The sequence below is a fragment of the Actinoplanes sp. DH11 genome (assembly GCF_020873875.1).
Classification (GTDB): Bacteria; Actinomycetota; Actinomycetes; order Mycobacteriales; family Micromonosporaceae; genus Actinoplanes.
Genome location: NZ_JAHWGU010000052.1, coordinates 15,105 through 37,831 on the forward strand (window position 1 = coordinate 15,105; position 22,727 = coordinate 37,831).

The following is a 22,727-nucleotide window of genomic DNA, read 5'->3' on the forward strand; positions in this document are numbered from 1 at the left end:
GCGGCAAGAATAAGGTCATGCAGACCCCGCCCCGGCCCCCCGAGCACCGTAGGCGTGGCCCGAACGGCCGCTTCCTCCGCATCGCGGAGAGCGGAGAGACGCAATCGGCTGTCGCCGTCGAGCCCGCCGCCGAAAACGTCAGTGAAGCGGAGGTCCTGGTGATACCGGAGGCAGCGGCTGTGGAGATCGACTCGTTGGTGACCGACGAGGCCGTGGAGGCGTTCGACGAGGACGGCGACGACGATGCCGCCGAGACCGTTCCGGACGACCGCTACCACCTGCCCGACGACCGCTTCCTGAACCGGGAGCTGTCCTGGCTCGACTTCAACGCCCGGGTGCTCGCACTGGCCGAGGACCCCGGCACCCCGCTGCTGGAGCGGGCCAAGTTCCTGGCGATCTTCGCGAGCAACCTGGACGAGTTCTTCATGGTCCGGGTCGCCGGCCTGAAGCGGCGGCTCAGCGCCGGCCTGCCGGTCCGCGGCGGTGACCGCTCCCCGCTGCGCCACCAGATCGAGATGATCAGCGAGCGCACCGCCGACCTGGTCACCCGGCACGCCGCCTGCTTCGCCGACGAGGTCCGGCCGAAACTGGCCGCGGAGAGCATCGAGGTGGTCAGCTGGAAGGAGCTGGACGCGCCCGAGCAGGGCCGGCTGCGCACCTTCTTCCGCGAGCAGGTCTTCCCGGTGCTCACGCCCCTCGCGGTCGACCCGGCGCACCCGTTCCCGTACATCTCCAGCCGCTCGCTCAACCTCGCGGTGGCCCTGCGCTACCCGGACGGCGACGCGCCGGAACTGTTCGCCCGGATCAAGGTGCCGAACAACGTGTCGCGCTTCGTGACCGTGCAGAACGACAGCCGGGGCGTCCGGTTCCTGCCGATCGAGGAGCTCATCGCCAACCACCTCGACCAGCTCTTCCCGGGCATGCAGATCCTGGAGGTGCACGCGTTCCGGGTGACCCGCAACGCCGAGCTGGAGGTTGACGAGGACCGTGACGAGGACCTGCTGCAGGCCCTGGAGCGGGAGATCGCGCAGCGCCGGTTCGGCCCGCCGGTCCGGCTCGAGGTGGCCGCCTCCATCAGCGATCACGTGCTCGACCTGATCGTCCGCGAGCTCGACATGGACAGTCACGACGTGCTGCGGGTGCCCGGCCTGCTCGACCTGTCGGCACTCTGGCAGGTCTTCGGCGAATGCGACCGGGATGACCTCAAGGACCGCCCTTTTGTACCGGCGACCCATCCGCACCTGGCGGACGGGGAGGTGCCGCGCAGCGTCTTCAACCGCCTTCGTGAGTCGGACATCCTGGTCCACCACCCGTACCACTCGTTCTCCACGAGCGTGCAGCGGTTCATCGAGCAGGCCGCGGCCGACCCCAACGTGCTGGCCATCAAGCAGACGCTCTACCGGACGTCCGGCGACTCACCGATCGTGGACGCCCTGGTCGACGCGGCCGCGGCGGGCAAGCAGGTGGTGGTCCTGGTCGAAGTGAAGGCCCGCTTCGACGAGGTGGCGAACATCGCCTGGGCGCGCACCCTGGAACGCGCCGGCTGCCACGTGGTCTACGGCCTGGTCGGCCTCAAGACGCACTGCAAGACGGCGCTCGTCGTCCGGCAGGAGGGCAACCAGATCCGCCGCTACTGCCACATCGGCACCGGCAACTACCACCCGAAGACCGCCCGGCTCTACGAGGACTTCGGCATGCTGACCGCCGACCCCGAGGTGGGGGCGGACGTCACCGACCTGTTCAACGTCCTGACCGGGTACAGCCGGCAGACCACGTTCCGGCGGCTGCTCGTCGCGCCGCACGGCGTCCGCAAGGGCCTCGTCGAGCGGATCGAGGAGCAGGCCCGGATCGCCCGTGCCGGTGGCGAGGCCCTGGTGCAGATCAAGGTGAACTCGCTGGTGGACGAGGAGACCATCGACGCCCTCTACCGGGCCTCTCAGGACGGTGTGAAGGTCGACCTGGTGATCCGCGGGATGTGCGCGCTGCGGCCTGGTGTGCCGGGCATGTCGGAGAACATCCGGGTGCGCTCGATCGTCGGCCGGTTCCTGGAGCACAGCCGGATCTTCCGGTTCGGCCCCGGCCCGGACGCGGAGTACTGGATGGGCTCGGCCGACCTGATGCACCGCAACCTGGACCGCCGGGTGGAGGCACTGGTCCGGGTCACCCTCACGTCGGCCCGCGAGGAGATGCGCAACGTCCTCGAGCTGTCGATGCGGGACCAGACCGAGGGCTGGGACCTGGACGGCGACGGCAACTGGCACCGCAACGCCGGCACGCCCGGCCGCCCGCAGGTCCACCTCCAGGAGGCCCTGCTCCGTCGCGTCACCAAGAAGAGCTGATGACGGGTACGGAGCTTGCCGCCGGCGGGGTGCTGCACCGCCCCGCCGCGGACGGCGTCGAGGTGTGCCTGGTGCACCGCCCGCGCTACGACGACTGGAGCCTGCCCAAGGGCAAGCTGACCCCGGGCGAGAACCCGCTGCTCGGCGCGCTGCGCGAGGTCGAGGAGGAGACCGGCATCCCCGGGATCCCGCAGCTGCGGCTGCCCGACGTGGACTACGTGCTGCCCGACGGCCGGGCCAAGAACGTGGCGTACTGGCTGATGCTGGCCGGCAACGGCGGTCCGGTGCAGGACGTCGACGAGGTCGACGAGGTCGTCTGGCTGCCGCTCGCCGAGGCCCGGGAGCGGCTCACCTACGCCGACGAGCGGGACTTGCTGGACCATGTGGCCGGCCTGCCGCCGGTGACCGCGGTGGTGGCGCTGGTCCGGCACGCACACGCCGGCGAGCGGAAGAAGTGGCACGGGCCGGACGCGCTGCGCCCGATCGACCCGGAGGGCGCCAAACAGGCCGACCGGATCGCCGCGCAACTGACCTCGTTCCGGCCGCGCCGGCTGATCGCCGCGCCGCCGCTGCGCTGCTCGCAGACGCTGGAGCCGCTGGCGGCCGCGCTCGGCGCCCAGCCGATCATCCTGGACGGCGCGTTCGCCGAGCCGTCCGAGTCGACGGGACTGCAGGCCCGGCTGACGGCTGCCCAGTCGCGGCTCGCGCAGTTGCGGCGGGACGGCCGGGTCGTGGTGTGCAGTCAAGGCAAGGTCATGCCGCAGTTGCTGGCCGCGTTGCACGGCGAGGAGGACCACGAGCGGTTCAAGACGCGCAAGGGCGACGGCTGGCTGCTCACCTGGTCCGGCGAACGGCTGCTGGGCGCTTCCCGGCTGTGACCCGGCGCCCGCTCACCAGGTCCGGCGAACGGCTGCTCGGCGCTTCCCGGCTGTGACCCCGCGGCCGCTCACCTGGTCCGGCGAACGACTGCCGGGCGCCGCCCGGCCGTGAGGCGGCGGGCCGCCGGTGGGTCCGCGCGCCAGTAACCGAGCAGGTCGCCGGTAAGCCAGCGGGCCTGCCACAGCTCGTCGCGGCGCGGTTCCCAGTCCCGGTACGGCAGCAGGGCGAGCCGCCAGCTGAGGATGCCGAGCAGATACCAGCCGTAGAGCGGGACGGCGCCGAGCCAGCCGTCCCGCCGCCGGTGCGAGCACCAGGGCGCGAGCACGGACACGGCGAGGCCGGACCAGCCGCAGGTGATCAGCCAGTCCAGCACCGGCTGGCCGGTCCAGCTCTCGGCCAGGTCGCCGAGTGTCCACCCGGGCAGGACGGCGACCACGAACAGGGCCGCGGCGAGCGTCGAGCGCGCGACCACGCCGCGCGGCGCCGATAGGCGTTCCATGCCCGGACCGTAGGGCTCCGCGGGCGGGCGCGTGCCGGAACGCGAAAGGCGTCCACCCAGCGGTGGACGCCTTCGGCGGAACGTGGAACGTCAGCGCACCTTGCGCGTCGACGCGGAACGGGCCCGGGCCGGCGCCGCTGCCGGAGTGGCCGTCTTGCGTGCGGTCTTCTTGGCCGGCGCAGCCGAGGTGGTCTTCTTGGCCGCCGAGGCCGTCGTCTTCTTCGCGGCAGCGCCGGTGGCAGCACCGGACGCGGTCGACTTGGTGGCAGCCGTCTTCTTGGCCGCCGTGGACTTCGCCGCCGTGGACTTGGTGGCCGCCGTGGACTTCGCCGCCGTGGACTTGGCAGCCGCCGACTTCGCCGCCGCCGACTTGGCGGCAGTGGACTTGGCGGCAGTGGACTTGGCCGCGGTCGTCTGTGCCGGCGCGGCCTTGGCGGCGGTCGTCTTCTTCGCCGCCGACTTGGTCGCGGTCGCCTTGGTGGCAGTCGCCTTGGTAGCGGCCGTCTTGGTGGCAGTCGCCTTCGTAGCAGTCGCCGTCGCCTTGGTCGCCGCCGCGCTCTTCGCCGGCGTCGCCTTGGCAGTTGTCGTCTTCTTCGCCGCGGTGCTCTTGGACGCGGTGGCGGCCTTCGCCGGCTTGCCGCTCGCCACCAACTCCCGGAACGTGCTTCCCGGTTTGAACGCTGCGACCGACGTCTTCTTGACCTTTACCGGCTCACCGGTTCGGGGATTCCGCGCGGTACGCGCATTGCGCGCTCGCTTCTCGAAAGAGCCGAAGCCGGTGAGGGCCACCTTGTCGCCCTTGGCGACCGCGTTCTGCACCTCGTTGATGAACGCTTCCAACGCCTGGGTCGCGACCTTCTTGTCACCCAGCCGAACGGCGAGCGCCTCGATGAGCTCGGCCTTGTTCACGGTTTTCCTCCCGGACGTGAGAACTGGCCCGTCACGGGCCATTCTGCGCGCACGGTATGCCCTGTGACCTGGAGACACAAACATTCGCCGCAAAAAAGCCGTTGTGTCCCAACGAATTCGCCCCGGCGGGGAGACCCGGCCGGGGCGAATTCGTTGCGGGGACTAAAGGACGACGACCGGCTTGAAAGCGGGGCGGTCCTTCTCGTACGCGGTAATCGCCTCTTCGTGTCGCAGAGTCAGTCCGATGTCGTCGAGACCCTCCATCAGGCGCCACCGGCTGAAATCGTCGATCGGGAAGCCGTAGGCGGCATCGTCGACGCGTACCACACGGCCGTCCAGGTCGACGGTGATCTGCTTTTCCGGCTCGCTCTCCGCGAGGTCCCAGAGGCTCTCGACGATTTTCTGGTCGAGCTGGATGGGCAGCAGGCCCTCCTTGAGGGCGTTGCCCCGGAAGATGTCGCCGAACCGGGAGGCGATGACGGCCTTGAAACCCCAGTCACGCAGCGCCCAGACGGCGTGCTGCCGGGACGAGCCGGTGCCGAAGTTGGGGCCGGCCACCAGGATGGTGGCGCCGGCGTGTGCCGGGTTGTGCAGGACGAACCCCGGGTCCTCGCGCCAGGCGCTGAAGAGGCCGTCCTCGAAGCCGGTCCGGGTGACCCGCTTCAGGTAGACCGCCGGGATGATCTGGTCGGTGTCCACATCGGAGCGGCGCAGCGGCATGATTTTGCCGCTATGTGCGACGAACTTGTCCATGGTCAGTCTTCCCTGCTCAGAGGTCGGCGGGGGCGGCCAGCCTGCCCACCACGGCGGTGGCGGCGGCGACCTGCGGCGAGACCAGGTGGGTACGCCCGCCCTTGCCCTGCCGGCCCTCGAAGTTGCGGTTGGAGGTGGAGGCGGCCCGCTGGCCGGGGCTGAGCGTGTCCGGGTTCATGCCCAGGCACATCGAGCAGCCGGCGAACCGCCACTCGGCACCGGCCTCCTTGAAGATCTTGTCGAGGCCCTCGGCCTCGGCCTGCTCGCGGACCTGGTAGGAGCCCGGCACGATCATCATCCGGACGCCGTCGTGCACCTTGTGCCCCTGGATCACCTCGGCCGCGGCGCGCAGGTCCTCCAGCCGGCCGTTGGTGCACGAGCCGACGAAGACCACGTCCACCGGGACGTCGCGGAACGGGGTGCCGGGCGTCAGGTCCATGTACTCCAGGGCCCGCCGGGCGGCGCCGCGCTCCACCTCGTCCAGGAAGTCCTCGGGGCTGGGCACCACACTGTCCAGGGCGGCGCCCTGACCCGGGTTGGTGCCCCAGGTGATGAACGGGCTGATCTGCGACGCGTCGAGGATGATCTCGGTGTCGTACTCGGCGCCGGAGTCGGTGGCGAGGGTGTTCCAGTACGCCACGGCGGCGTCCCAGTCGGCACCCTTGGGCGCGTGCTCGCGGCCCTTCAGGTACGCGAACGTGGTCTCGTCCGGCGCGATCATGCCGGCCTTGGCGCCCCACTCGATCGACATGTTGCAGATGGTCATCCGGCCCTCCATGGAGAGCTTGCGGATGGCCTCACCGCGGTACTCCACGATGTGGCCGTTGCCGCCGCCGGTGCCGGTCTGCGTGATCAGGGCGAGGATCAGGTCCTTGGCCGAGACGCCGGGGCGCAGCTCGCCGACGACTGTGACAGCCATCGTCTTCGGCTTCGCCTGCGGCAGCGTCTGGGTGGCGAGCACGTGCTCGACCTCGCTGGTGCCGATGCCGAACGCCAGCGCGCCGAACGCGCCGTGGGTGGCGGTGTGCGAGTCACCACAGACGATCGTCATGCCCGGCTGGGTGAGACCGAGCTGCGGGCCGATGACGTGCACGATGCCCTGGTTGACGTCGCCCAGGGGACGGATCTCGACGCCGAACTCGGCGCAGTTCTTCCGCAGCGTCTCGATCTGGGTGCGAGAGACGGTGTCGGCGATCGTGAGAAGCTCGCCGCGGCGGGTGTTGAACGACGGGTCCGCGTACCCGGTCGGGGTGTTGTGGTCCTCCGTCGCGAGCGTGAGGTCGGTCCGGCGGACCGGGCGACCGGCCATCCGGAGACCGTCGAACGCCTGCGGGCTGGTGACCTCGTGCAGCAGGTGCAGGTCGATGAAGAGCAGGTCCGGCTCACCCTCGGCCGTGCGCACCACGTGGTCATCCCAGACCTTCTCGGCCAGGGTCCTGGGTTTCCCGCTCTGGGGAGTGACTCCCACCATCTGGACATCCTAAATTCTGGAATGTATGTTTCGGCTTGTGGGACACAGTATGAGCGGTGTCGGCGTTCTCGACAAGGCGGTGGTCATTCTTGCCGCCTGTGTCGACGGCGCCAGCCTGGCCGAACTCGTCGAGCGCACCAAACTGCCTCGCGCGACAGCACATCGCCTGGCACAGGCGTTGGAGATCCACCGGATGCTGGTCCGCGACACCCAGGGCCGGTGGCGCCCGGGACCGCGTCTGGGCGAGCTGGCGAACGCCGCCCCGGACGTTCTGCTGACCGCCGCGGAACCGCTGCTGTCCGCATTGCGGGACGCGACCGGGGAGAGCGCGCAACTCTACTTGCGCCGCGCCGACGAACGGATCTGTGTGGCCGCGGCCGAACGCGCCAGCGGCCTGCGTGACACCGTGCCGGTCGGTTCGGTGCTGCCGATGGTGGCCGGGTCCGCCGCGCAGATCCTGCTCGCCTGGGAACCGCCCGAGGCGGTGATGCCGCTGCTGCCGCGCTGCAAGTTCACCGGCCGCACCCTGGCCGAGGTCCGCCGCCGCGGCTGGGCCCAGAGCGTCGCCGAGCGCGAACCGGGCGTGGCGAGCGTCTCCGCCCCGATCCGCGACCGCACCGGCCGGGTGATCGCCTCCATCTCGATAAGCGGTCCGATCGAACGCCTCGGCCGCCGCCCCGGCGAGCGGCACGCGATGGCCGTCGTCCGGGCCGGCCAGCGCCTTTCCGGTCTGTAATACATCGATCACCGCCCGATAGGCTGCGCGCCATGCGGCTCATCGGGCGGGACGATCGGCTCTTCGGGCGCGATCCCGAGTGTTCGGCGCTGGACGAGCTGCTCGCGGGGGCGCGAGCCGGACGCAGCGCGGCCCTGGTGCTGCGGGGCGAGGCGGGCGTCGGCAAGATCGCCCTCCTGCGGTACGCGCAGAGCCGTGTCCCCGAGTCCCTCACCATCAGCGGTGTCGAGTCCGAGGCCGGCTTCCCGTACGCCTGCCTGCACCGCCTGCTGGTCCCCCTGCTGCCCGAGCGCCACCGCTTGCCCGGGCCACCTTCCTGAACCGAGCCGCCGAGCTGAGCCCGGATCCGGCGGCCCGCACCGGCCGGCAGGTCGAGGCCGCCGGAGCCGCGATGGCCGCCGGCGCGCCGGCCCGCGCTCTGTCGCTGCTGGACACCGTGGAGCCCGCACACCTGGCCGGCCCGGTGCTGGGCTCCGCCGCCCTGCTCACCCGGCTCTCGCCACTGTCAACACGGGCGCCCCCACCGGGCTACGCGACGCACCGGCCCTCTGCCTGGAAGCGGCCGCCGCCTTCGCCGACGACCACGTCCAGGCACGACGGGCCGCCGTGCAGGTCGTGGACCACGCCATCGGCGCCGAACACCTCTCCGCCGTCGCGGAGACCTGGGTCGCCGCCGAGGCCGCGCGGCTGGTCCGCACCGACCCGGACAGCCTGGACGGCCGGCTGCTCGCCGGATACGCCGCGTTCGTACTGGACGGCTACGAGACGGGCGCACCCGCCCTGCGCCGGGCGATCACGGCGATCGCAGACCCGGCCCTGCCGGACGAGGTCCTGCTCCGGCGGTTCGTCGTCGGCATCAACTACAGCAACGTGCTCTGCGACGACGCCACCCGGCTGACCCTGCTCGACCGGGCCGAGGCCGCGGCGCGGCGCACCGGTGTCCTGCACGCGCTCGACCTGGTCCACTTCGTCGGCGCGATGAGCGAGGCCACGCTGGGCCGCCTCGACCATGCCGACCGGCACGACGCCGCGGGTCAGCGGGTCCGCCGCTCGATCGGCGTCACCGTCGAGCAGGAACAGGTGGCTGGGAGCAGATCGCCGACGAGGTGCTCGACTGGGCGCTGACAGGCCGGCCCGTCGACTGACAGGCCGGTTGCTCAGGGCTCCCAGACGGCGTTGTCGTGCGCGAAGACGATCCGCCGGGGGTCGAGGTCCAGCAGCCGGCCCAGCCACGGCGGCACGGTGCCCACGCCGGCCCGCGCGCCCAGCACGTCACCGGTGAAGGCGGTCGCGTGATCGTGGCTCTGACCGGCCACGATCACCGTTCCGTCGCCGGTGGCCACCACCACCGACTGATGGCCCGCCGTGTGACCCGGCGTCGGCACGACGAGGACGCCCGGCAGGATCTCGGCCTCACCGTCCAGCTCCTCGTAGCGTCCGTTCTCGATCAGCTCCGGCAGTGTGTGGTCGGTCACCGTGCGGGCGGTGTGGAGCTCCGTCCGCTGAGTGAAGACCGGGACCGGTGCCAGCTCCGGGTTGCCGCCGCAGTGGTCGAAGTGGAGATGACAGTTCACCACGTACCGGATCTCGCTCCGGCTGCTGCCCGCCTCCACGAGCGCCGCACTCAGGGGGATCCGGTGCGGCCGGTAGTGGGCGTCGACGTCGGGATGGCTCCCCATGCCGGTGTCGATCAGCAGGTGACCCTCCGGGTGGTCGACGAGGTAGCCGAGGGTGGGCTCCACCCGGGGCCGCCCGGTGCCGGTCTCCTCCGCCGGCCGGACGAACCATCCGTGATTCACCCGCCGCACTGTGATGTCACTCATCCCCGCCATCCTGCCGTGCTCCGGCCGTGCCTGGTCGCTTGGCCGGGCCTGATCGCTTCGCCGGAATGCGAAACGGCCCGCATCATCACGATGCGGGCCGTTCTCGCTGGTAGTCCCGAAGGGATTCGAACCCTCGCTACCGCCTTGAGAGGGCGGCGTCCTAGGCCGCTAGACGACGGGACCCCTGCCGCCGGGTTTTCGTTCTCCCCGAGCGGCGCGCTGAACTCTATCAGGGCCACTCCCCGACCAGAAATCGGCCGCCCAGCCCTTCCCGGCCCGCCCAGCACGACCGCCCGACTCCCGCGGACGCCGGCTCGGGCATGAAAAAACGGCCCGCATCTTCATGATGCGGGCCGTTTTCGCTGTAGTCCCGAAGGGATTCGAACCCTCGCTACCGCCTTGAGAGGGCGGCGTCCTAGGCCGCTAGACGACGGGACCAGAACTTCCAGTACTGCCGCTACACGCCCGGGCGTGTGCGCCGAACCTTCTCAGATCCAGCGCCACCTTCCCGGACGGGAAGCGGTAGCGCTGGGGTACCAGGACTCGAACCTAGACTAACTGAACCAGAATCAGTCGGGCTGCCAATTACCCCATACCCCATTTGGCCCGGCTTGCCGAGCCGTGGAGAACTTTACCTGAGCCCACCCGGCGCGCCAAATCGGGTTACCGAAACAGGTCCGAGTGACGGCGTGCCCACTCTTCGTAGGCCATCGCCGGGCGGCCCAGAAGATCGGCGACGGTGGATACCGCGGCCTGCGGGTGCTGCGCGAGCTGGGCCTGTCCTTCGAGGTACCAGTCCCCGTACTCCCCCATGATCGAAGTGAAGTGCTCGCTCGCCTCGTCGCCGGTCAGCTCGACGTAGGTCAGCGGGCGGCCCAGCGCCCGCCCGATCGCCTCGACGCGCTGCCGCCGGGTGAGCGCCTCAGGTCCGGTCAGCTCGTAGGACCGGCCGGCATGCCCGTCGGCCAGCAACACGTGGGCGGCCACCGCGGCGATGTCCTCCAGGGCGATCGGCGCGTTCACCGAATCCGGGTACGCGTCCTTCACCACGTCACCGGCCCGGATCTGGGACGCCCAGATGTCCGCGTTGGTCATGAACTCGCCGGGCTCCAGGTGCACGTACGGCACCCCGGACGCCTCCACCCCGTCCTCGACGGCCTGCCAGTGGTCCCCTTTCGTGCCCGCCATGTCGACGATCAGCCGTACGCCCGCCTCGGCAGCAAGCCGGCACGCCTGATGGGCGGTGGCGGGGTGCGGCGCCAAATACATCCGGTCGACGCCCGCGAGGGCGGCGGGCAGGGTCGCGGGACGCCCGACGAAACCGCGCACCACCTCGACACCGTCGGGCAGGGCGGCTCTCGCCGGGTCCACGGTGAGTGCGCGGATGTCGGTGGCGCCGCGAGCGAGGAGTTCGTCGACGACCATGCGGCCCACGCTGCCGGTGGCCCCCGTCACCAAGATCTTCATTCTCGTACCCCCTACGGAAACTGTTCCCGTAGGGTATACGGAATCATGGCGAATTTCAGCGGCCGCATCCTTCCGTTGCTCTGGCGGCACACCCAGCCGGCGCGCCGGACCACCGGACGGCCGCCGCGGCTCAGCGTCGACGCGGTGGTGACGGCCGGGATCCGGATCGCGGACGCGGACGGGCTGGAAGCGGCATCGATGGCCCGGGTGGCGGCGGATCTCGGGGTCGCGACGATGACGCTCTACACGTACGTGCCGTCCCGCGCCGACCTGATCGATCTGATGGTGGACGAGGTGCTCGCGGCGCGCGGCCTGACCCACGACCCGGAGGCGGATTTTCGGGCGAAAGTGGCGGACTTCGCCGGGCGTACGCGCGCCATGCATGTCGCCCATCCCTGGCTTACGGACGTCTCGCTGGTCCGGCCGCCGCTCGGGCCGGGCATGCTCGCCGAGCGGGAATTCATGATCGCCGCCGTCGCCGCCCTGGGGCTGCCGGTCGAGCGGGTCAACCGGGCGGCACTGGCGATCACCGCTTTCGTCTACGCCTTCGCGCGCGAGGATGCCGAGGACGCCCGGCTGCGCTCGACGAGCGGGCAGTCCACCGAGTCCTGGTGGCTGGAGCGCAACGAGCTGTGGGAGCGCTGGTTCGACGTGGAGGCGCACCCGGCGATGACCACGCTGTGGAACGCGGGCGGCTTCCACAGCGCGGAGGAGCAGACCCAGGGCGCTTTCGAGTACGGCCTGAATCTGCTCCTGGACGGGATCGAACGATCAGTCCAGCCCGGCCGGCAGGCCGAACCGGGCCGGCAGGCCGAACCGGGCCGGCAGGCCGGGCCTGGATGATCAGTCGAGGGCGACGACCGGGTTCCGCAGTTCGCCGATGCCCTGGACGCTCACCGACACGGTGTCACCGGGCACGATCTGGCTGACGCCGGCCGGGGTCCCGGTGAGGATGATGTCGCCCGGCAGCAGGGTCATGACGTGGGACACGTACGAGATCAGGCTCGGGATGTCGAAGACCATGTCCTTGGTACGCCCGATCTGCCGCACCTCCATGTTCTCCGGGTCGCGGCCGACCTCGCAGCGGACCTCGATGTCGCTGACGTCCAGGCCGGTCACGATCCACGGGCCGATCGGGCAGAACGAGTCGAAGCCCTTGGCCCGCGTCCACTGCGGGTCCTTACGCTGCAGGTCACGGGCGGTGACGTCGTTGCCACACGTGTACCCGAAGATCGCCTTCTCGGCGCCGGCCCGGTCGACCCGGCGGGCACCTGTCGCACCGATCACGACGGCGAGCTCGGCCTCCTCCTCGACCTGCTGGGTGACGCTGGGGATCCGGATGGCGTCGTTCGGCCCGATCACCGAGGTCGACGGCTTGATGAAGATCAGCGGCTCCTTGGGCACCTCGTTGCCCAGCTCGGCCGCGTGGTCGGCGTAGTTGCGACCGATACCGATCACCTTGCTGGAGAAGATCGGCGCGAGCAGGCGCACATCGGCGAGCGCCCAGCGCTGCCCGGTGAGACGCACCTCCTCGAACGGCAGGCTGTTGATCTCGGCCACCGTAAGGCCTGAGGAGCCGTCGCCCTCGACGACGCCGAACGAAACTCCACCGGCATGAACAAAGCGGGCGAAACGCACGGTAACCCCATCTCTAGGAACGCAGATTCCCTCGAAATCTACGCCGCACCCGCCGACCCCGCGCCCACTGCCGCCGCCCGCCCCCGAGCGACCGGGCAAGGGGGTGCCGCAACTCACGCCGCGCACCATCCCCGGCCGGCACCCACCGCCGTTCCGGCCCACCCGCGCAGCGCACGGCACTGTTCCGGCCCACCCGCGCAGCGCACGCCGCTGTTCCGGCCCACCCGCGCAGCGCACGGCACTGTTCCGGCCCACCGCCCAGCGCACGCCGCTGCTCCGGCCCACCCCCACGAACGCCGGCCACCCCCGCGCATGTCGCTGTTCCGACCCACCCCCCAGCGCACGCCCCGACCCGCTCCACCCCGCAGTGCGCGTCGCCGGGTGGTGTCCGAATGGTTTGTCGCGGGGAGCGTGTTTTATGACGGTTTGTGGGGTTAAGGAGTTCAGGAGGGAGCATGGCGTGCAGGATGTCGATGCGGCGGCGGGGCCAGGCCGGATGAGTGCGGGGTTGTGGGTTCGCTTGGGTCGGCGAATAAGTCCGGATAGTCCCTTCTGAGGTCGCCGCCGGCAGCCGGAGATCCGCTGCATTGCGTCCGCGCGGCGTTGTTGATCTGCTAGCGCTACGAAATCGCTGTGATCATGGGCCTGAAACCGCGATTTCGCATCGCTAGCAGATCAACATCCCGCCATGCATGGCCCGGCCGACACCACCGCTGCCAGAGGGGAACAGGGCCCGTGCGCGGACGGTACCGGCTGGACGACGATCGCGGGCAACGGGTGAAGTGCCGCGGAAACGGCGGCGCGGCGAAGCGCCACCCAGGCGAGCCGGCCCGATAAAGCCCAGCACACACGGGCCGGCGCGGCGCAGCCCAGCGCAGGCGGGCCTGCGCGGCGGGGGTGCGGAGGCGGTCAGGCTGAGCGGGAGTTCTCGCCGGACTCCGCGCCGAGCCGGGGGAACGGGTGCAGGGAGAAGACGACCTCGATCGGCACGCCGAAGTGCTCGGAGATGCGCAGGGCCAGGTGCAGGCTGGGGCTGAACTCGCCGCGCTCCAGGTAGCCGACCGTCTGGTAGTGCACGCCGAGGGCGTCGGCGAGCTGGCGCCGCGTGATTCCCCGCTCGGCGCGCAGCATCGCGATGCGGTTGAACGTGACCTCGCTGCCCATCGCTCCCTCAAACGGCCATGCCTGTCATCGCCCGCTCACGACGGGCCGCGACCGCGGAACCGGACTCCCGCCGCGCCATCCGCCGCAGGAAGCCGGGGCGAGCGCCAGTCCGGCCGCCGACCAGACGCCCAGCACCACGAACGCCTGAAATTGCCGCCCGGAGCCGCCGAATTCGGCGACCACCAGCGCATCCGGCAGGAAGACGGATCGCAGCCCAACCCTAGCCAATACATTGTGAAGGCCTGCGCCACGCCCTGAAGCCGGCCGGGCAGGGCCGTGATCGGGTAGCTGACCAGGTGGCCGGTCATGCCGTCGGCCCGGCCTTGGCACGCACCTCCTCGGGCCCGCAACTCATCCTCAGGTCGCGAACCTCGACGACCGGGCTGCCGCTCGGCATGTCGCGTCCGGAATCGAGTCTTTCACCAGCACCACCTCCGTGATGTCCAGAACCCTATAAGAGGTGCAGCACAGGTGCTACATACTCGAGCAACAATACGGCGACAGGCGTCGATGACGACGGAGGTTCCGTGGTGGCGGAACTCATTCGCGCCAAACGGTGATCGTGTTGATCGCCTTGGCTATATACATTGGTGCGATGGGGATCAAGCAGGTGAGGGCACTCACCACCACGCTGCCCTCGGTCACCTGGATACCCCTCGCCCGGGCGCACGCCGAGCGCGCCGACCAGATGACCGCGGCCCACCGTGACCGACGCGCGCAGGGCGAGAAGCACGCGATAGAGGATTTCCTCTACGACTACTACGGGACCCGCCCGTCGGTGCTGCGCCGCTGGCACCCCGGTGTGGGCGCGGGCCTGTCCCCGGCGCCGGACGGCGTGGCCGAGCATGCGGGGTGGAAGTTCTACGTCACCCAGCCGGACGGCGTCGTCACGCTCGACCAGGACGCGTTCCTGCACGCCCGCGGCGAGAGCGTGCGATACATCCACGGCCTGCTCACCGCGACCGCCTCCCGCCCGGTCTTCTCCGGCTGCTTCGGGCTGCACGAGTGGGCGATGGTCTACCGCGATCCGGAGCACCGGCACGACCTGCCGCTGCGGCTCGGCCAGGAGGAGACCGACCGGGTGGTGGAGCAGCACACGATCCGCTGCACGCACTTCGACGCGTTCCGCTTCTTCACGCCCGAGGCGGTCGGCCTCAACCGGCTCCAGCCGACCCGCGCCACCCAGGTCGACCTCGACCAGCCCGGCTGCCTGCACGCCGCGATGGACGTGCACAAGTGGGCGCAGAAACTGGGTCCCGCGGTCCCCGGCGCGCTCGCGCTTGACTGTTTCGCCCTGGCCGGCGAGATCCGGCTGCTGGACATGCAGGCCAGCCCCTACGACCTGGCCTCCTATGGTCACCCGCCGGTGAAGATCGAGACCGCGGAGGGCAAGGCGGAGTACGTGGCACGCCAGCGCGAGCTGGCCCGCCGGGCTGCCGGCCTGCGCAGCCGCCTGATCCGGGTCTGCGAGGAGCTGCTCGGCCCGGACACGGCCGCCCAGAACCGCGAGGCGGTGGCCCCGTTCAACCAGCGCTGACCAGCACCAGCGCCAGCGCCAGCACCGGCACCGGCACCGGCACCGATCAGCGCAGCACCAACTGAGCCCGGCCGGACGGCCGGGCTCAGTCCATGTCGGGGCGGCGGTTGCGTTTGATCTGGGCGCGCCGTTTCTTCTCGCCGATCCGGCGTTCCACCGAGCCCCGCGACGGCTTGGTCGGGCGGCGCTGACGGGGCGGGGGTGCGACGGCCTCGCCGACCCGCATGGCGAGCCGGGCCTCGGCGGCCTCCCGGTTGCGGAGCTGGGAGCGGTGCTCGGACGCGGTGACGGTAAGCACGCCGTCGACGAGCCGGTTGCCGAGCCGCTCCACCGCGCGTTCCTTCAGCGCGGGCGGCAGGACGTCGGAGGCGAGCAGGTTCCAGGACAGCTCGACGCGCGAGTCGGTGGTGTTGACGCCCTGGCCACCGGGGCCGCTGGAGCGGGAGAAGCGCCACGCGAGCTCGGCCGCGGGGATGGTCAGGCGGTCGTTCACGCGTAGGTCGTCCGGCACGGGTAAAGCATCGCACCGACCACGATCATGCGCCACGCGGTTATCGATGGGTCCGGGACGGTGCAAGATTGGTGGGGTGACGTCACCAACCGCACCGGTCGACACGACCGGGTACCCGTGGCCCATCGAGACAACGCGGCTCGCGAACGGCCTCCGCGTCGTCGTCAGCGAGGACCGGACGGCTCCGGTCGTCTGCGTCAACCTCTGGTACGACGTGGGTTCACGCCACGAACCTCCGGGCCAGACCGGGTTCGCGCACCTCTTCGAGCACCTGATGTTCGAGGGTTCGCAGCATGTGAAGAAGACCGAGCACATGAAGCTCGTGCAGGGCAACGGTGGCTCACTCAACGCCACCACCAACCCGGACCGGACGAACTACTTCGAGACGATGCCGTCCGAGCACCTGGAGCTGGCGCTCTGGCTGGAGGCGGACCGGATGGGCGGTCTGGTCCCGGCGCTCACCCAGGAGACGCTCGACAACCAGCGCGAGGTGGTCAAGAACGAGAGGCGCCAGCGGTACGAGAACGTGCCGTACGGCGACGCCTGGCTGCGCCTGCTGCCTCTGCTCTACCCGGCCGGGCACCCGTACCATCACGCCACGATCGGGTCGATGGAGGACCTGAACGCTGCTTCCCTGGAGACCTTCCAGGCGTTCCACCAGCAGTACTACGCGCCGAACAACTGCGTGCTCACGGTTGTCGGCGACACCACACCGGCCGAGGTGTTCGCGCTGGCCGAGAAGTACTTCGGCGGGATCGCGGCGGTGCCGGACATCCCGCCGGCACCGGACGGCAACCTGCCCGGCCCGGCCACCGAGCCGGCCGTGGAGACGGTGACCGCCGACGTACCGGCGCCGCGGATCTACCTGTCCCACCGGACGTACCCGTTCGGCACTCCCGGGTACGACGCCGTCACCGTGCTGGCGACGGTTCTCGGCAGCGGCCGGGGCAGCCGGCTGTACCAGCGGCTCGCCGACGGTGCCCGGATCGCCCAGCCCGACTACATCGGGTCGTACGGTGTCGATCTCGCGCACGCCCCCGCCCCGCTGATCATCACCGCCACCGCGAAGGACGGCGTCGCCCTGGAGACCCTTCAGGAGGGCCTCGCCGACGTGGTGCGGAGCCTGATCGACGAGCCGGTCACCGACGAGGAGCTGAACCGGGCGAAGGCGCTGCTCACCACCGCGTGGTGGCGGCAGGTGTCCACGGCCGGCGGCCGCGCCGACACTCTCGGGCGGTACGCGACCCAGTTCGGTGACCCGGCCGCCGCTGCGGACCGGCTGTCCCGCTGGCTCGCCGTCACCGCACAGGACATCGCGAAGGCAGCGGCGGAGACGCTGCGACCGGAGTCCCGCGTCACCCTGACCTACATCCCGGGAGAACAGGCATGACCCTCATCACCGAACGGCCCGGCACCGGCGCGGCCCGGCCTTACGCGTTCCCGGCCGTCCGCCGCCTGTCGAAGCACGGCGGCACCGTGATCGCTGCCCACCTGCCCGGCCAGATTCTGGCCAGCGCGGTGCTGCTGCTCGACGCGAGCGCCGCCCGGGAGGCCGAGGGCCGCGAAGGCACCGCCACGGTGCTGGCGAAGTCTTTGGAGGAGGGCACCCGCAAGCGCGATTCGGCGGCGTACGCCCTGGCTCTGGAGGGTTTGGGCGCCGAACTCGCGCCGTCGGTCGACTGGGACGCGTTCCGGGTGGGTGTCTCGGCGGCGGCGCCGATGCTGACCGACGCCGTGCGCCTGGCCGCCGAGGCCGCGCGCACGCCCCGGCTCGACCCGGCGGATGTGGCGCGAGTGCGCGACGACGAGGTGACCGCCCTGCGGATGGATTGGGCGCAGCCCGGGCCGCGTGCCGACGCGGCACTGCGGGAGGCCCTGTTCGGCGCGGACGGCCGGTACCGCCGGCCACTGCACGGCGACCCGGCGTCGGTGGCCGCCGTGACCGTCGACGACGTGCTCGCCTTCCACGAGGCGTGGATGCTGCGGCCCGGCGTGCTGCTGGTCGCCGGAGACCTGAACGCGCTGGACCTGGACGCGCTGGCCGAGGCGGCGTTCGCCGGCACCTCGGGTAAGCCGCTCACGCCGGAGGGCCCCCTCGGCGTGCCGGTGCCGGGGAGCCGGCGCACGGTCCTGGTGGACCGGCCCGGTTCGGTGCAGTCGACGCTGCGCATCGGGCACCGCGCACCGGAGCGGGCGGCACCCGATTACGTGGCGATGACCCTGGCGGCGACGGTGCTGGGTGGCGCGTTCACGTCCCGGCTCAATCACCTGATCCGCGAGGTGAAGGGGTACACCTACGGCATCCGCGGGTCGTACGCGATGACCCGCCGGGCCGGCCGGTTCGAGGTGGCCGCCGGGGTGCAAACCGCGGTGACCGGCCCGGCCGTCGCGGACACGCTCGGCGAGATCGCCCGGACCCAGCGGGAGGGTGTGACCGAGGCGGAGCTGGAGGTGGCGCGGTCCTGGCGCGCCGGTCAGCTCTCGGTCGAGATGCAGACGCCCGGTGCGATCGCCGGCGCGCTGGCCGGTCTGGTGGTGCACGGGCTGCCGGACGACTACTACGAGACGCTGCGCCGCGAATACCTGGAGGCGACCGTGGAGCAGGTTTCCGAGGCGGCCGCCCGGCACCTGGCGGTGGACGGTCTCACCCTGGTCGTGGAGGGTGACGCCGCGGTCATCCGCGAGGATCTGGCCGAGTTCGGCGAGCTGGTCGACAGCGAGATCTGAGGCGGTGTCCGCCAGGGGTCCACGGCCCCTGGCGGACGCCGGTTAACGTCGCGCCATGACGATCACCGACGCGCCGGCCGAGACGCGCCCGGCACATCACCGCCGCCGCATCCCGCGGACCGTGCTGACCTGGCTGCTGGTGACGCCGGCCGCGATCTGGTTCCTGGTCCGGGCGTTCGGGTTCGAGCAAGGCCGTGGGGTGCAACTGATCGCGTTCACCCCGTACGTTGCCGCCTGGGCCCTGATTCCCGCCCTGCTCGCGCTGATCGTCCGGCGCTGGGCCGCCGCTGCCGTCGCTGTCCTGACCGCTTTCGGTCTCGCGATGTGCGTGCTGCCGCGTGCCCTCCCGGATGTCGGCCGGGGTCCGGCGCAGGGCGTCGAGGTACGGGTGATGACGGCGAACCTGCTCTTCGGCGGCGCCGACCCGGACGCGGTGGTGCGCCTGGTCCGGGACAACGACGTGGCGATCCTGGCGTTCCAGGAGCTGACCGAGCCGGCGCAGGCCGCGCTGACCGCCGCCGGCCTCGATCGGCTCCTGCCGCACCGCGAGGTGGGCGCGGAGCCCGGCGCCAGCGGTTCCGGGCTGTACTCCCGGTACCCGATCACCGACGCGGGCACCGAGCGGACCGGCGCCGGCTTCCTGCAATCCCATGCGACGGTACGGGTACCGGGCGCGACGCCGGTGCTCGTGGAGTCGGCGCACCCGCTGGCACCGGCGGTGCCGGCCTCGATCCCGGGCTGGAGTTCGGACCTGCGGCAGGAACCGCCCGCCGACCCGGACGGGCTGCCGCGGATCCTGCTCGGCGACTTCAACGCGACGCTCGACCACAAGCTGCTGCGCAACCTGATCAAGACGGGTTACCGGGATGCGGCGGCGACCCTCGGCAGCGGGTTGATCGGCACCTGGGGACCGTACGACGGCGATCTGATCCCACCGGTGACGATCGATCACGTGCTGGCCGACGAGCGGATCGGGATCCAGGACCTGAGCGTGCACGACGTGACCGGTTCCGACCATCGTGCCGTGATCGCGGCCCTCACCCTTCCGGAGCAGTCATGACCGCGATCCCTTCCGGAGCACTCAGGACCGCGATCCGGCCGGTCCGGGCGGACGACGCCGCCGACCTCGCGGCCCTGCTCACCGCCAACCGGGACTATCTCGCGCCGTGGGACCCGATCCGGGAGGACAGCTACTGGACCGAGGCCGGCCAGCGGAAGATCATCACCGACCTGCTGCGGCAGCCCACCGCGCTGCCGTACGTCATCGTCGTGGACGGCCGCATCGCCGGCCGGGTGAACCTCTCCAACGTGGTCCGCGGCCCGTTCCTCTCGGCCAGCCTCGGTTACTGGGTGGCCGAGGAGATGTCGGGCCGCGGGGTGGCGACCGCGGCGGTGGCCGCGGTCCTGCGGTCCGCCTTCACCGAGCACGGCCTGCACCGGGTGGAAGCCGGCACGCTCACCCACAACGTACGGTCGCAGCGGGTCCTCGAACGCAACGGCTTCACCCGGTTCGGTCTGGCCCCTCGCTACCTGAAGATCGCCGGCGAGTGGCGTGACCACGTGCTCTTCCAGGTCCTCAACGAGCCGGACCGATTGATCAACGAGCCAGACCGTAGGTGAGCGCGTCCACCAGGGCCGTCCAGCTGGCGTCGACGATGTTCTCGTGCACGCCGACGGTCGTCCACTCGCCACGGCTGTCGCTGGTCTCCAGCAGCACCCGGGTGATCGCGTTCGTACCGTGGCTGCCCTCCAGGATGCGAACCTTGAAGTCGGTCAGCTCGAACGTCTTCAGCTGCGGGTAGTGGTTCGACAGCGCGCCACGCAGCGCCTCGTCGAGCGCGTTCACCGGGCCGTTCCCCTCGGCCGTCGCGATGATCCGCTCCCCCTCGACGCGTACCTTCACGGTCGCCTCGGAGATCACCGTGCCGTCCTCCCGGTGCTCCACCAGCACCCGGTAACTCTCCAGCTGGAACGGCCGGGGCACCCCCGCACCCGGCAGCTCGTTGCGCACCAGCAGCTCGAACGACGCGTCGGCGGCCTCGAACGACCAGCCGCCCGCCTCCAGCTCCTTCACCTTGCGGGTGACGCCGGTCAGTGTCTCCGGGTGGCCGGCCAGGTCCAGTCCGAGCTCACGGCTCTTGAGCTCGATGCTGGCCCGGCCGGCCATCTCCGTCACCAGGATCCGCATGTCGTTGCCGACCACCGACGGGTCGACGTGGTTGTAGAGCAGCGGATCCACCTTGATCGCGCTCGCGTGCAGCCCCGCCTTGTGAGCGAATGCGGCAGCCCCGACGTAGGCCTGGTGGGTGTCGGGGGCGATGTTCGCGATCTCGGCGAGCGCGGCCGAGACCCGCGTCGCCTTCTCCAGGCATCCGTCCGGTAGGACCTTCAGCCCGAGCTTCAGTTGCAGGTTGCTGACCGTGGCGAACAGGTCGGCGTTGCCGGGCCGCTCGCCGTACCCGTTGGCCGTGCACTGGAAGTGCTTGACGCCGGCCTCGACGGCGGCGACGGTGTTCGCGACCGCGCAGGCGGTGTCGTTCTGGCAGTGGATGCCGAGCTGATCGGCGCTCACCCCGGCCCGCTCGGCCACCTCGTTGATCGCCTTGGTGATCATCGAGGGGAGCATGCCGCCGTTCGTGTCGCACATGACCACGCGCTCGGCGCCGGCCTCGAACGCCGCCGTGACCACGCTCGCCGTGTATTCCGGGTCGTACCGGAACCCGTCGAAGAAGTGCTCGCAGTCCACGAACGCCCGGCGGCCGTTCGCGACCAGGTGCCGCACGGTGTCCCGGACCATCGCCAGGTTCTCGTCGCCGGTGGTGCGCAGCGCCCGCTCCACATGCCGGATGTCGGACTTCGCGACCACGCAGACCACCGGCGTCTCCGCGTCCAGCAGCGCCTTCACCTGCGGGTCCTCGGCCACGTTGACGCCCGCCTTGCGGGTCGAGCCGAACGCGACGAGCACCGCGTGCTTCAGGTCCAGTTCCGTCTTCGCCCGCTCGAAGAACTCGGTGTCCTTGGGCATCGCGCCCGGCCAGCCGCCCTCGATGAACCCCACACCGAATTCGTCGAGCAGCCGCGCGACCGCGAGCTTGTCGGCCACGGAGTAGCTGATTCCCTCGCGCTGCCCGCCGTCGCGCAGCGTCGTGTCGAACACCTGGTAGTCCATCGGGGAAAGTCCTCTCGGTTGGTCACCCACCACAACAAAAAGACCCCCCGCGGATGCGGGAGGTCTGCGCGTCGGCGTTTACTTCAGCCGGCGCGCCAGGTGCGAATAATCAGCACGGAGTGGGTCACGAGATGAAGCATGCCACTAACCGGGTTCGTGGGAAGCGCCGTTCCACTTTTCGAGACTAAGTTGGTCCTGTGGTGGCTGAATCGTATTCACGGAACCTGCCCTTCGCGAAGGCCTACAACTTCCGGGACGTCGGCGGTTACACCGGCCTCGATGGACGGACCGTCCGCTGGCGGCGACTCTTCCGGGCCGACTCCCTGCACCGGCTGAACGACGAGGACGCGAAGGCGTTCGCGGAACTCGGTGTCAAGACCGTGATCGATCTGCGCCGGCCCTTCGAGGTGGAGAAGTTCGGGCGGGTCGCCGAGGAGCACGGTGCCGACTACCGCAACCTGGTCCTGCGGCACATCGACTGGGAACAGGTCGAGCACGACGAGGACGTGGTCCACGAACGCTGGCTCGCCGACCGTTACCTGAATTTCGCCGAGGACGGCCACGAGGCCATCGCCGAGTCCCTCCGGGTGATCGCCGACCCCGGCGCGGGCCCCGTCGTCGTCCATTGCATGGCCGGGAAGGACCGCACGGGTACGGTCTGCGCGCTCACCCTCTCGCTGCTCGGTGTCGGTGACGAGGAGATCGCCGCCGACTACGCCCTGACCACCGAGGCGATGCGGCCGCTCACCGAGTACCTGCTGCGCACCAACCCGGAAGCGGTGCTCGGCAACGAGCACATGTTCGACTCGCCGCCCGAGGCGATGATGATGTTCCTGCGCGACCTGCGCGCCATCCACGGGTCCGTCGAGGCCTACGCCAAAGAGATCGGCCTGACCGATTCAGATCTCTCGAGCCTGCGCGCCCACATGCTGGAGCCCTGAGCCGGCCCCCCAGTCAGCAGAACGGCCCGGAACCCCCCTTGGGTTCTAGGAGTCGTCGCAACACCCCAGTTCAGGGGATGCGATGGACTTCGAGGTCCGGGACCGGTCGGTCAATCAGGGCCGTCGACGTCTGACCCGCGAGCGTGAGGCATATCTTGCGCTCG

22 protein-coding genes, 3 tRNA genes and 1 pseudogene are annotated in these 22,727 nt (G+C 70.7%); 12 read left to right on the forward strand and 14 right to left on the reverse strand.

The genetic code is table 11. From position 1 onward, the window contains the following. Positions 1-17: 17 nt before the first annotated feature. Positions 18-2,339: an RNA degradosome polyphosphate kinase gene (locus tag LPA41_RS39905; protein WP_229076700.1), complete on the forward strand. Its 2,322-nt coding sequence runs from the start codon at positions 18-20 to the stop codon at positions 2,337-2,339. Beyond that, positions 2,339-3,217, forward strand: coding sequence for an NUDIX hydrolase (locus LPA41_RS39910; protein WP_229076701.1), 879 nt, complete (start codon positions 2,339-2,341; stop codon positions 3,215-3,217). The genes LPA41_RS39905 and LPA41_RS39910 overlap by 1 nt, the downstream gene beginning before the upstream one ends. Positions 3,218-3,285: 68 nt before the next feature. On the opposite strand, the gene LPA41_RS39915 is transcribed toward LPA41_RS39910, so the two are convergent. The 4 genes from LPA41_RS39915 to leuC all read right to left on the reverse strand — a co-directional run bounded on the left by LPA41_RS39915 (position 3,286) and on the right by leuC (position 6,850). After that, positions 3,286-3,717: a hypothetical protein gene (locus LPA41_RS39915; RefSeq protein ID WP_229076702.1), complete on the reverse strand. Its 432-nt coding sequence runs from the start codon at positions 3,715-3,717 to the stop codon at positions 3,286-3,288. Between the two features lie 90 nt (positions 3,718-3,807). Further along, a complete protein-coding gene (locus tag LPA41_RS39920; protein WP_229076703.1) occupies positions 3,808-4,626 on the reverse strand; it encodes an HU family DNA-binding protein in 819 nt (272 codons plus the stop codon). Between the two features lie 162 nt (positions 4,627-4,788). Continuing rightward, a complete protein-coding gene (gene leuD / locus LPA41_RS39925; protein WP_229076704.1) occupies positions 4,789-5,379 on the reverse strand; it encodes a 3-isopropylmalate dehydratase small subunit in 591 nt (196 codons plus the stop codon). A gap of 16 nt (positions 5,380-5,395) precedes the next feature. Beyond that, positions 5,396-6,850: a 3-isopropylmalate dehydratase large subunit gene (leuC, locus tag LPA41_RS39930; protein ID WP_229076705.1), complete on the reverse strand. Its 1,455-nt coding sequence runs from the start codon at positions 6,848-6,850 to the stop codon at positions 5,396-5,398. 49 nt (positions 6,851-6,899) lie between these two features. Here leuC and LPA41_RS39935 point away from each other — a divergent pair, with 49 nt between their 5' ends. The 3 genes from LPA41_RS39935 to LPA41_RS39945 all read left to right on the forward strand — a co-directional run bounded on the left by LPA41_RS39935 (position 6,900) and on the right by LPA41_RS39945 (position 8,711). Further along, on the forward strand, positions 6,900-7,586 hold the full coding sequence (locus tag LPA41_RS39935) for an IclR family transcriptional regulator (protein WP_014447202.1): 687 nt from the start codon (positions 6,900-6,902) through the stop codon (positions 7,584-7,586). A 32-nt stretch (positions 7,587-7,618) separates the two neighbouring features. Beyond that, complete coding sequence (locus LPA41_RS39940; RefSeq protein WP_229076706.1) at positions 7,619-7,906, forward strand: AAA family ATPase; 288 nt, start codon at positions 7,619-7,621, stop codon at positions 7,904-7,906. A gap of 286 nt (positions 7,907-8,192) precedes the next feature. After that, positions 8,193-8,711 (forward strand): hypothetical protein, encoded by a 519-nt coding sequence (locus LPA41_RS39945; RefSeq protein WP_229076707.1) that lies wholly within the window; start codon positions 8,193-8,195, stop codon positions 8,709-8,711. A gap of 32 nt (positions 8,712-8,743) precedes the next feature. Here the strand turns inward: LPA41_RS39945 and LPA41_RS39950 are convergent, their stop codons facing one another. The 5 genes from LPA41_RS39950 to LPA41_RS39970 all read right to left on the reverse strand — a co-directional run bounded on the left by LPA41_RS39950 (position 8,744) and on the right by LPA41_RS39970 (position 10,876). After that, positions 8,744-9,409 (reverse strand): MBL fold metallo-hydrolase, encoded by a 666-nt coding sequence (locus LPA41_RS39950; protein WP_229076708.1) that lies wholly within the window; start codon positions 9,407-9,409, stop codon positions 8,744-8,746. Positions 9,410-9,516: 107 nt separating this feature from the next. Then, a tRNA-Glu gene (locus tag LPA41_RS39955) sits at positions 9,517-9,592 on the reverse strand. 182 nt (positions 9,593-9,774) lie between these two features. Further along, a tRNA-Glu gene (locus LPA41_RS39960) sits at positions 9,775-9,847 on the reverse strand. 90 nt (positions 9,848-9,937) lie between these two features. Continuing rightward, positions 9,938-10,009: transfer RNA gene (locus LPA41_RS39965), tRNA-Gln, on the reverse strand. A 63-nt stretch (positions 10,010-10,072) separates the two neighbouring features. Beyond that, positions 10,073-10,876, reverse strand: coding sequence for an SDR family oxidoreductase (locus tag LPA41_RS39970; protein WP_229076709.1), 804 nt, complete (start codon positions 10,874-10,876; stop codon positions 10,073-10,075). Between the two features lie 45 nt (positions 10,877-10,921). Between LPA41_RS39970 and LPA41_RS39975 the strand changes: the two genes are divergently transcribed. Then, positions 10,922-11,719 carry a TetR/AcrR family transcriptional regulator gene (locus tag LPA41_RS39975; RefSeq protein WP_229076710.1) on the forward strand — a complete coding sequence of 266 codons (798 nt, stop codon included), beginning with the start codon at positions 10,922-10,924 and terminating at the stop codon, positions 11,717-11,719. On the opposite strand, the gene LPA41_RS39980 is transcribed toward LPA41_RS39975, so the two are convergent. From LPA41_RS39980 to LPA41_RS39990, 3 genes and pseudogenes are all read right to left on the reverse strand, one after another. Next, positions 11,720-12,514: a fumarylacetoacetate hydrolase family protein gene (locus tag LPA41_RS39980; protein ID WP_229076711.1), complete on the reverse strand. Its 795-nt coding sequence runs from the start codon at positions 12,512-12,514 to the stop codon at positions 11,720-11,722. It abuts the gene before it with no gap. Positions 12,515-13,423: 909 nt separating this feature from the next. Continuing rightward, on the reverse strand, positions 13,424-13,678 hold the full coding sequence (locus LPA41_RS39985; RefSeq protein WP_229076712.1) for a helix-turn-helix transcriptional regulator: 255 nt from the start codon (positions 13,676-13,678) through the stop codon (positions 13,424-13,426). A gap of 7 nt (positions 13,679-13,685) precedes the next feature. Then, positions 13,686-13,989 (reverse strand): annotated as a pseudogene (locus LPA41_RS39990) (ABC transporter permease); the annotation flags it as partial. A 284-nt stretch (positions 13,990-14,273) separates the two neighbouring features. Here LPA41_RS39990 and LPA41_RS39995 point away from each other — a divergent pair. After that, a complete protein-coding gene (locus LPA41_RS39995) occupies positions 14,274-15,215 on the forward strand; it encodes a 3-methyladenine DNA glycosylase (RefSeq protein ID WP_229076713.1) in 942 nt (313 codons plus the stop codon). Between the two features lie 85 nt (positions 15,216-15,300). Here LPA41_RS39995 and arfB read toward each other — a convergent pair whose 3' ends face one another. Further along, positions 15,301-15,726 carry an alternative ribosome rescue aminoacyl-tRNA hydrolase ArfB gene (gene arfB, locus LPA41_RS40000; protein WP_229076714.1) on the reverse strand — a complete coding sequence of 142 codons (426 nt, stop codon included), beginning with the start codon at positions 15,724-15,726 and terminating at the stop codon, positions 15,301-15,303. 46 nt (positions 15,727-15,772) lie between these two features. On the opposite strand from arfB, the gene LPA41_RS40005 reads away from it, so the two are divergent. Genes LPA41_RS40005 through LPA41_RS40020 form a run of 4 tightly spaced genes read left to right on the forward strand, consistent with a single transcriptional unit; the run spans position 15,773 to position 20,073 of the window. Beyond that, a complete protein-coding gene (locus LPA41_RS40005; protein WP_229076715.1) occupies positions 15,773-17,116 on the forward strand; it encodes a pitrilysin family protein in 1,344 nt (447 codons plus the stop codon). Beyond that, a complete protein-coding gene (locus tag LPA41_RS40010) occupies positions 17,113-18,453 on the forward strand; it encodes a pitrilysin family protein (protein ID WP_229076716.1) in 1,341 nt (446 codons plus the stop codon). Before LPA41_RS40005 ends, LPA41_RS40010 begins: the two co-directional genes overlap by 4 nt. A gap of 55 nt (positions 18,454-18,508) precedes the next feature. Continuing rightward, positions 18,509-19,513: an endonuclease/exonuclease/phosphatase family protein gene (locus LPA41_RS40015; protein WP_229076717.1), complete on the forward strand. Its 1,005-nt coding sequence runs from the start codon at positions 18,509-18,511 to the stop codon at positions 19,511-19,513. Further along, positions 19,510-20,073 carry a GNAT family N-acetyltransferase gene (locus LPA41_RS40020; RefSeq protein WP_229076718.1) on the forward strand — a complete coding sequence of 188 codons (564 nt, stop codon included), beginning with the start codon at positions 19,510-19,512 and terminating at the stop codon, positions 20,071-20,073. Before LPA41_RS40015 ends, LPA41_RS40020 begins: the two co-directional genes overlap by 4 nt. Here LPA41_RS40020 and cimA read toward each other — a convergent pair. Further along, positions 20,051-21,622, reverse strand: coding sequence for a citramalate synthase (gene cimA / locus LPA41_RS40025; RefSeq protein ID WP_229076719.1), 1,572 nt, complete (start codon positions 21,620-21,622; stop codon positions 20,051-20,053). The genes LPA41_RS40020 and cimA overlap by 23 nt on opposite strands. A 197-nt stretch (positions 21,623-21,819) precedes the next feature. Here cimA and LPA41_RS40030 point away from each other — a divergent pair, with 197 nt between their 5' ends. After that, complete coding sequence (locus LPA41_RS40030; RefSeq protein WP_229076720.1) at positions 21,820-22,563, forward strand: tyrosine-protein phosphatase; 744 nt, start codon at positions 21,820-21,822, stop codon at positions 22,561-22,563. The last annotated feature ends 164 nt before the right edge of the window (positions 22,564-22,727 follow it).

What these genes read in the sequence shown, in the direction of transcription:
- cimA (WP_229076719.1), bottom strand. Translation starts at nt 21,622, where the DNA reads ATGGACTACCAGGTGTTCGACACGACGCTGCGCGACGGCGGGCAGCGC.
- leuD (WP_229076704.1), bottom strand. Translation starts at nt 5,379, where the DNA reads ATGGACAAGTTCGTCGCACATAGCGGCAAAATCATGCCGCTGCGCCGC.
- LPA41_RS39995 (WP_229076713.1), top strand. Translation starts at nt 14,274, where the DNA reads ATGGGGATCAAGCAGGTGAGGGCACTCACCACCACGCTGCCCTCGGTC.
- LPA41_RS40020 (WP_229076718.1), top strand. Translation starts at nt 19,510, where the DNA reads ATGACCGCGATCCCTTCCGGAGCACTCAGGACCGCGATCCGGCCGGTC.
- LPA41_RS39910 (WP_229076701.1), top strand. Translation starts at nt 2,339, where the DNA reads ATGACGGGTACGGAGCTTGCCGCCGGCGGGGTGCTGCACCGCCCCGCC.
- leuC (WP_229076705.1), bottom strand. Translation starts at nt 6,850, where the DNA reads ATGGTGGGAGTCACTCCCCAGAGCGGGAAACCCAGGACCCTGGCCGAG.
- LPA41_RS40015 (WP_229076717.1), top strand. Translation starts at nt 18,509, where the DNA reads ATGACGATCACCGACGCGCCGGCCGAGACGCGCCCGGCACATCACCGC.
- LPA41_RS39940 (WP_229076706.1), top strand. Translation starts at nt 7,619, where the DNA reads ATGCGGCTCATCGGGCGGGACGATCGGCTCTTCGGGCGCGATCCCGAG.
- LPA41_RS39935 (WP_014447202.1), top strand. Translation starts at nt 6,900, where the DNA reads ATGAGCGGTGTCGGCGTTCTCGACAAGGCGGTGGTCATTCTTGCCGCC.
- LPA41_RS39905 (WP_229076700.1), top strand. Translation starts at nt 18, where the DNA reads ATGCAGACCCCGCCCCGGCCCCCCGAGCACCGTAGGCGTGGCCCGAAC.
- LPA41_RS40010 (WP_229076716.1), top strand. Translation starts at nt 17,113, where the DNA reads ATGACCCTCATCACCGAACGGCCCGGCACCGGCGCGGCCCGGCCTTAC.
- LPA41_RS39915 (WP_229076702.1), bottom strand. Translation starts at nt 3,717, where the DNA reads ATGGAACGCCTATCGGCGCCGCGCGGCGTGGTCGCGCGCTCGACGCTC.
- LPA41_RS40005 (WP_229076715.1), top strand. Translation starts at nt 15,773, where the DNA reads ATGGGTCCGGGACGGTGCAAGATTGGTGGGGTGACGTCACCAACCGCA.
- LPA41_RS39950 (WP_229076708.1), bottom strand. Translation starts at nt 9,409, where the DNA reads ATGAGTGACATCACAGTGCGGCGGGTGAATCACGGATGGTTCGTCCGG.
- LPA41_RS39985 (WP_229076712.1), bottom strand. Translation starts at nt 13,678, where the DNA reads ATGGGCAGCGAGGTCACGTTCAACCGCATCGCGATGCTGCGCGCCGAG.
- LPA41_RS39975 (WP_229076710.1), top strand. Translation starts at nt 10,922, where the DNA reads ATGGCGAATTTCAGCGGCCGCATCCTTCCGTTGCTCTGGCGGCACACC.
- LPA41_RS39970 (WP_229076709.1), bottom strand. Translation starts at nt 10,876, where the DNA reads ATGAAGATCTTGGTGACGGGGGCCACCGGCAGCGTGGGCCGCATGGTC.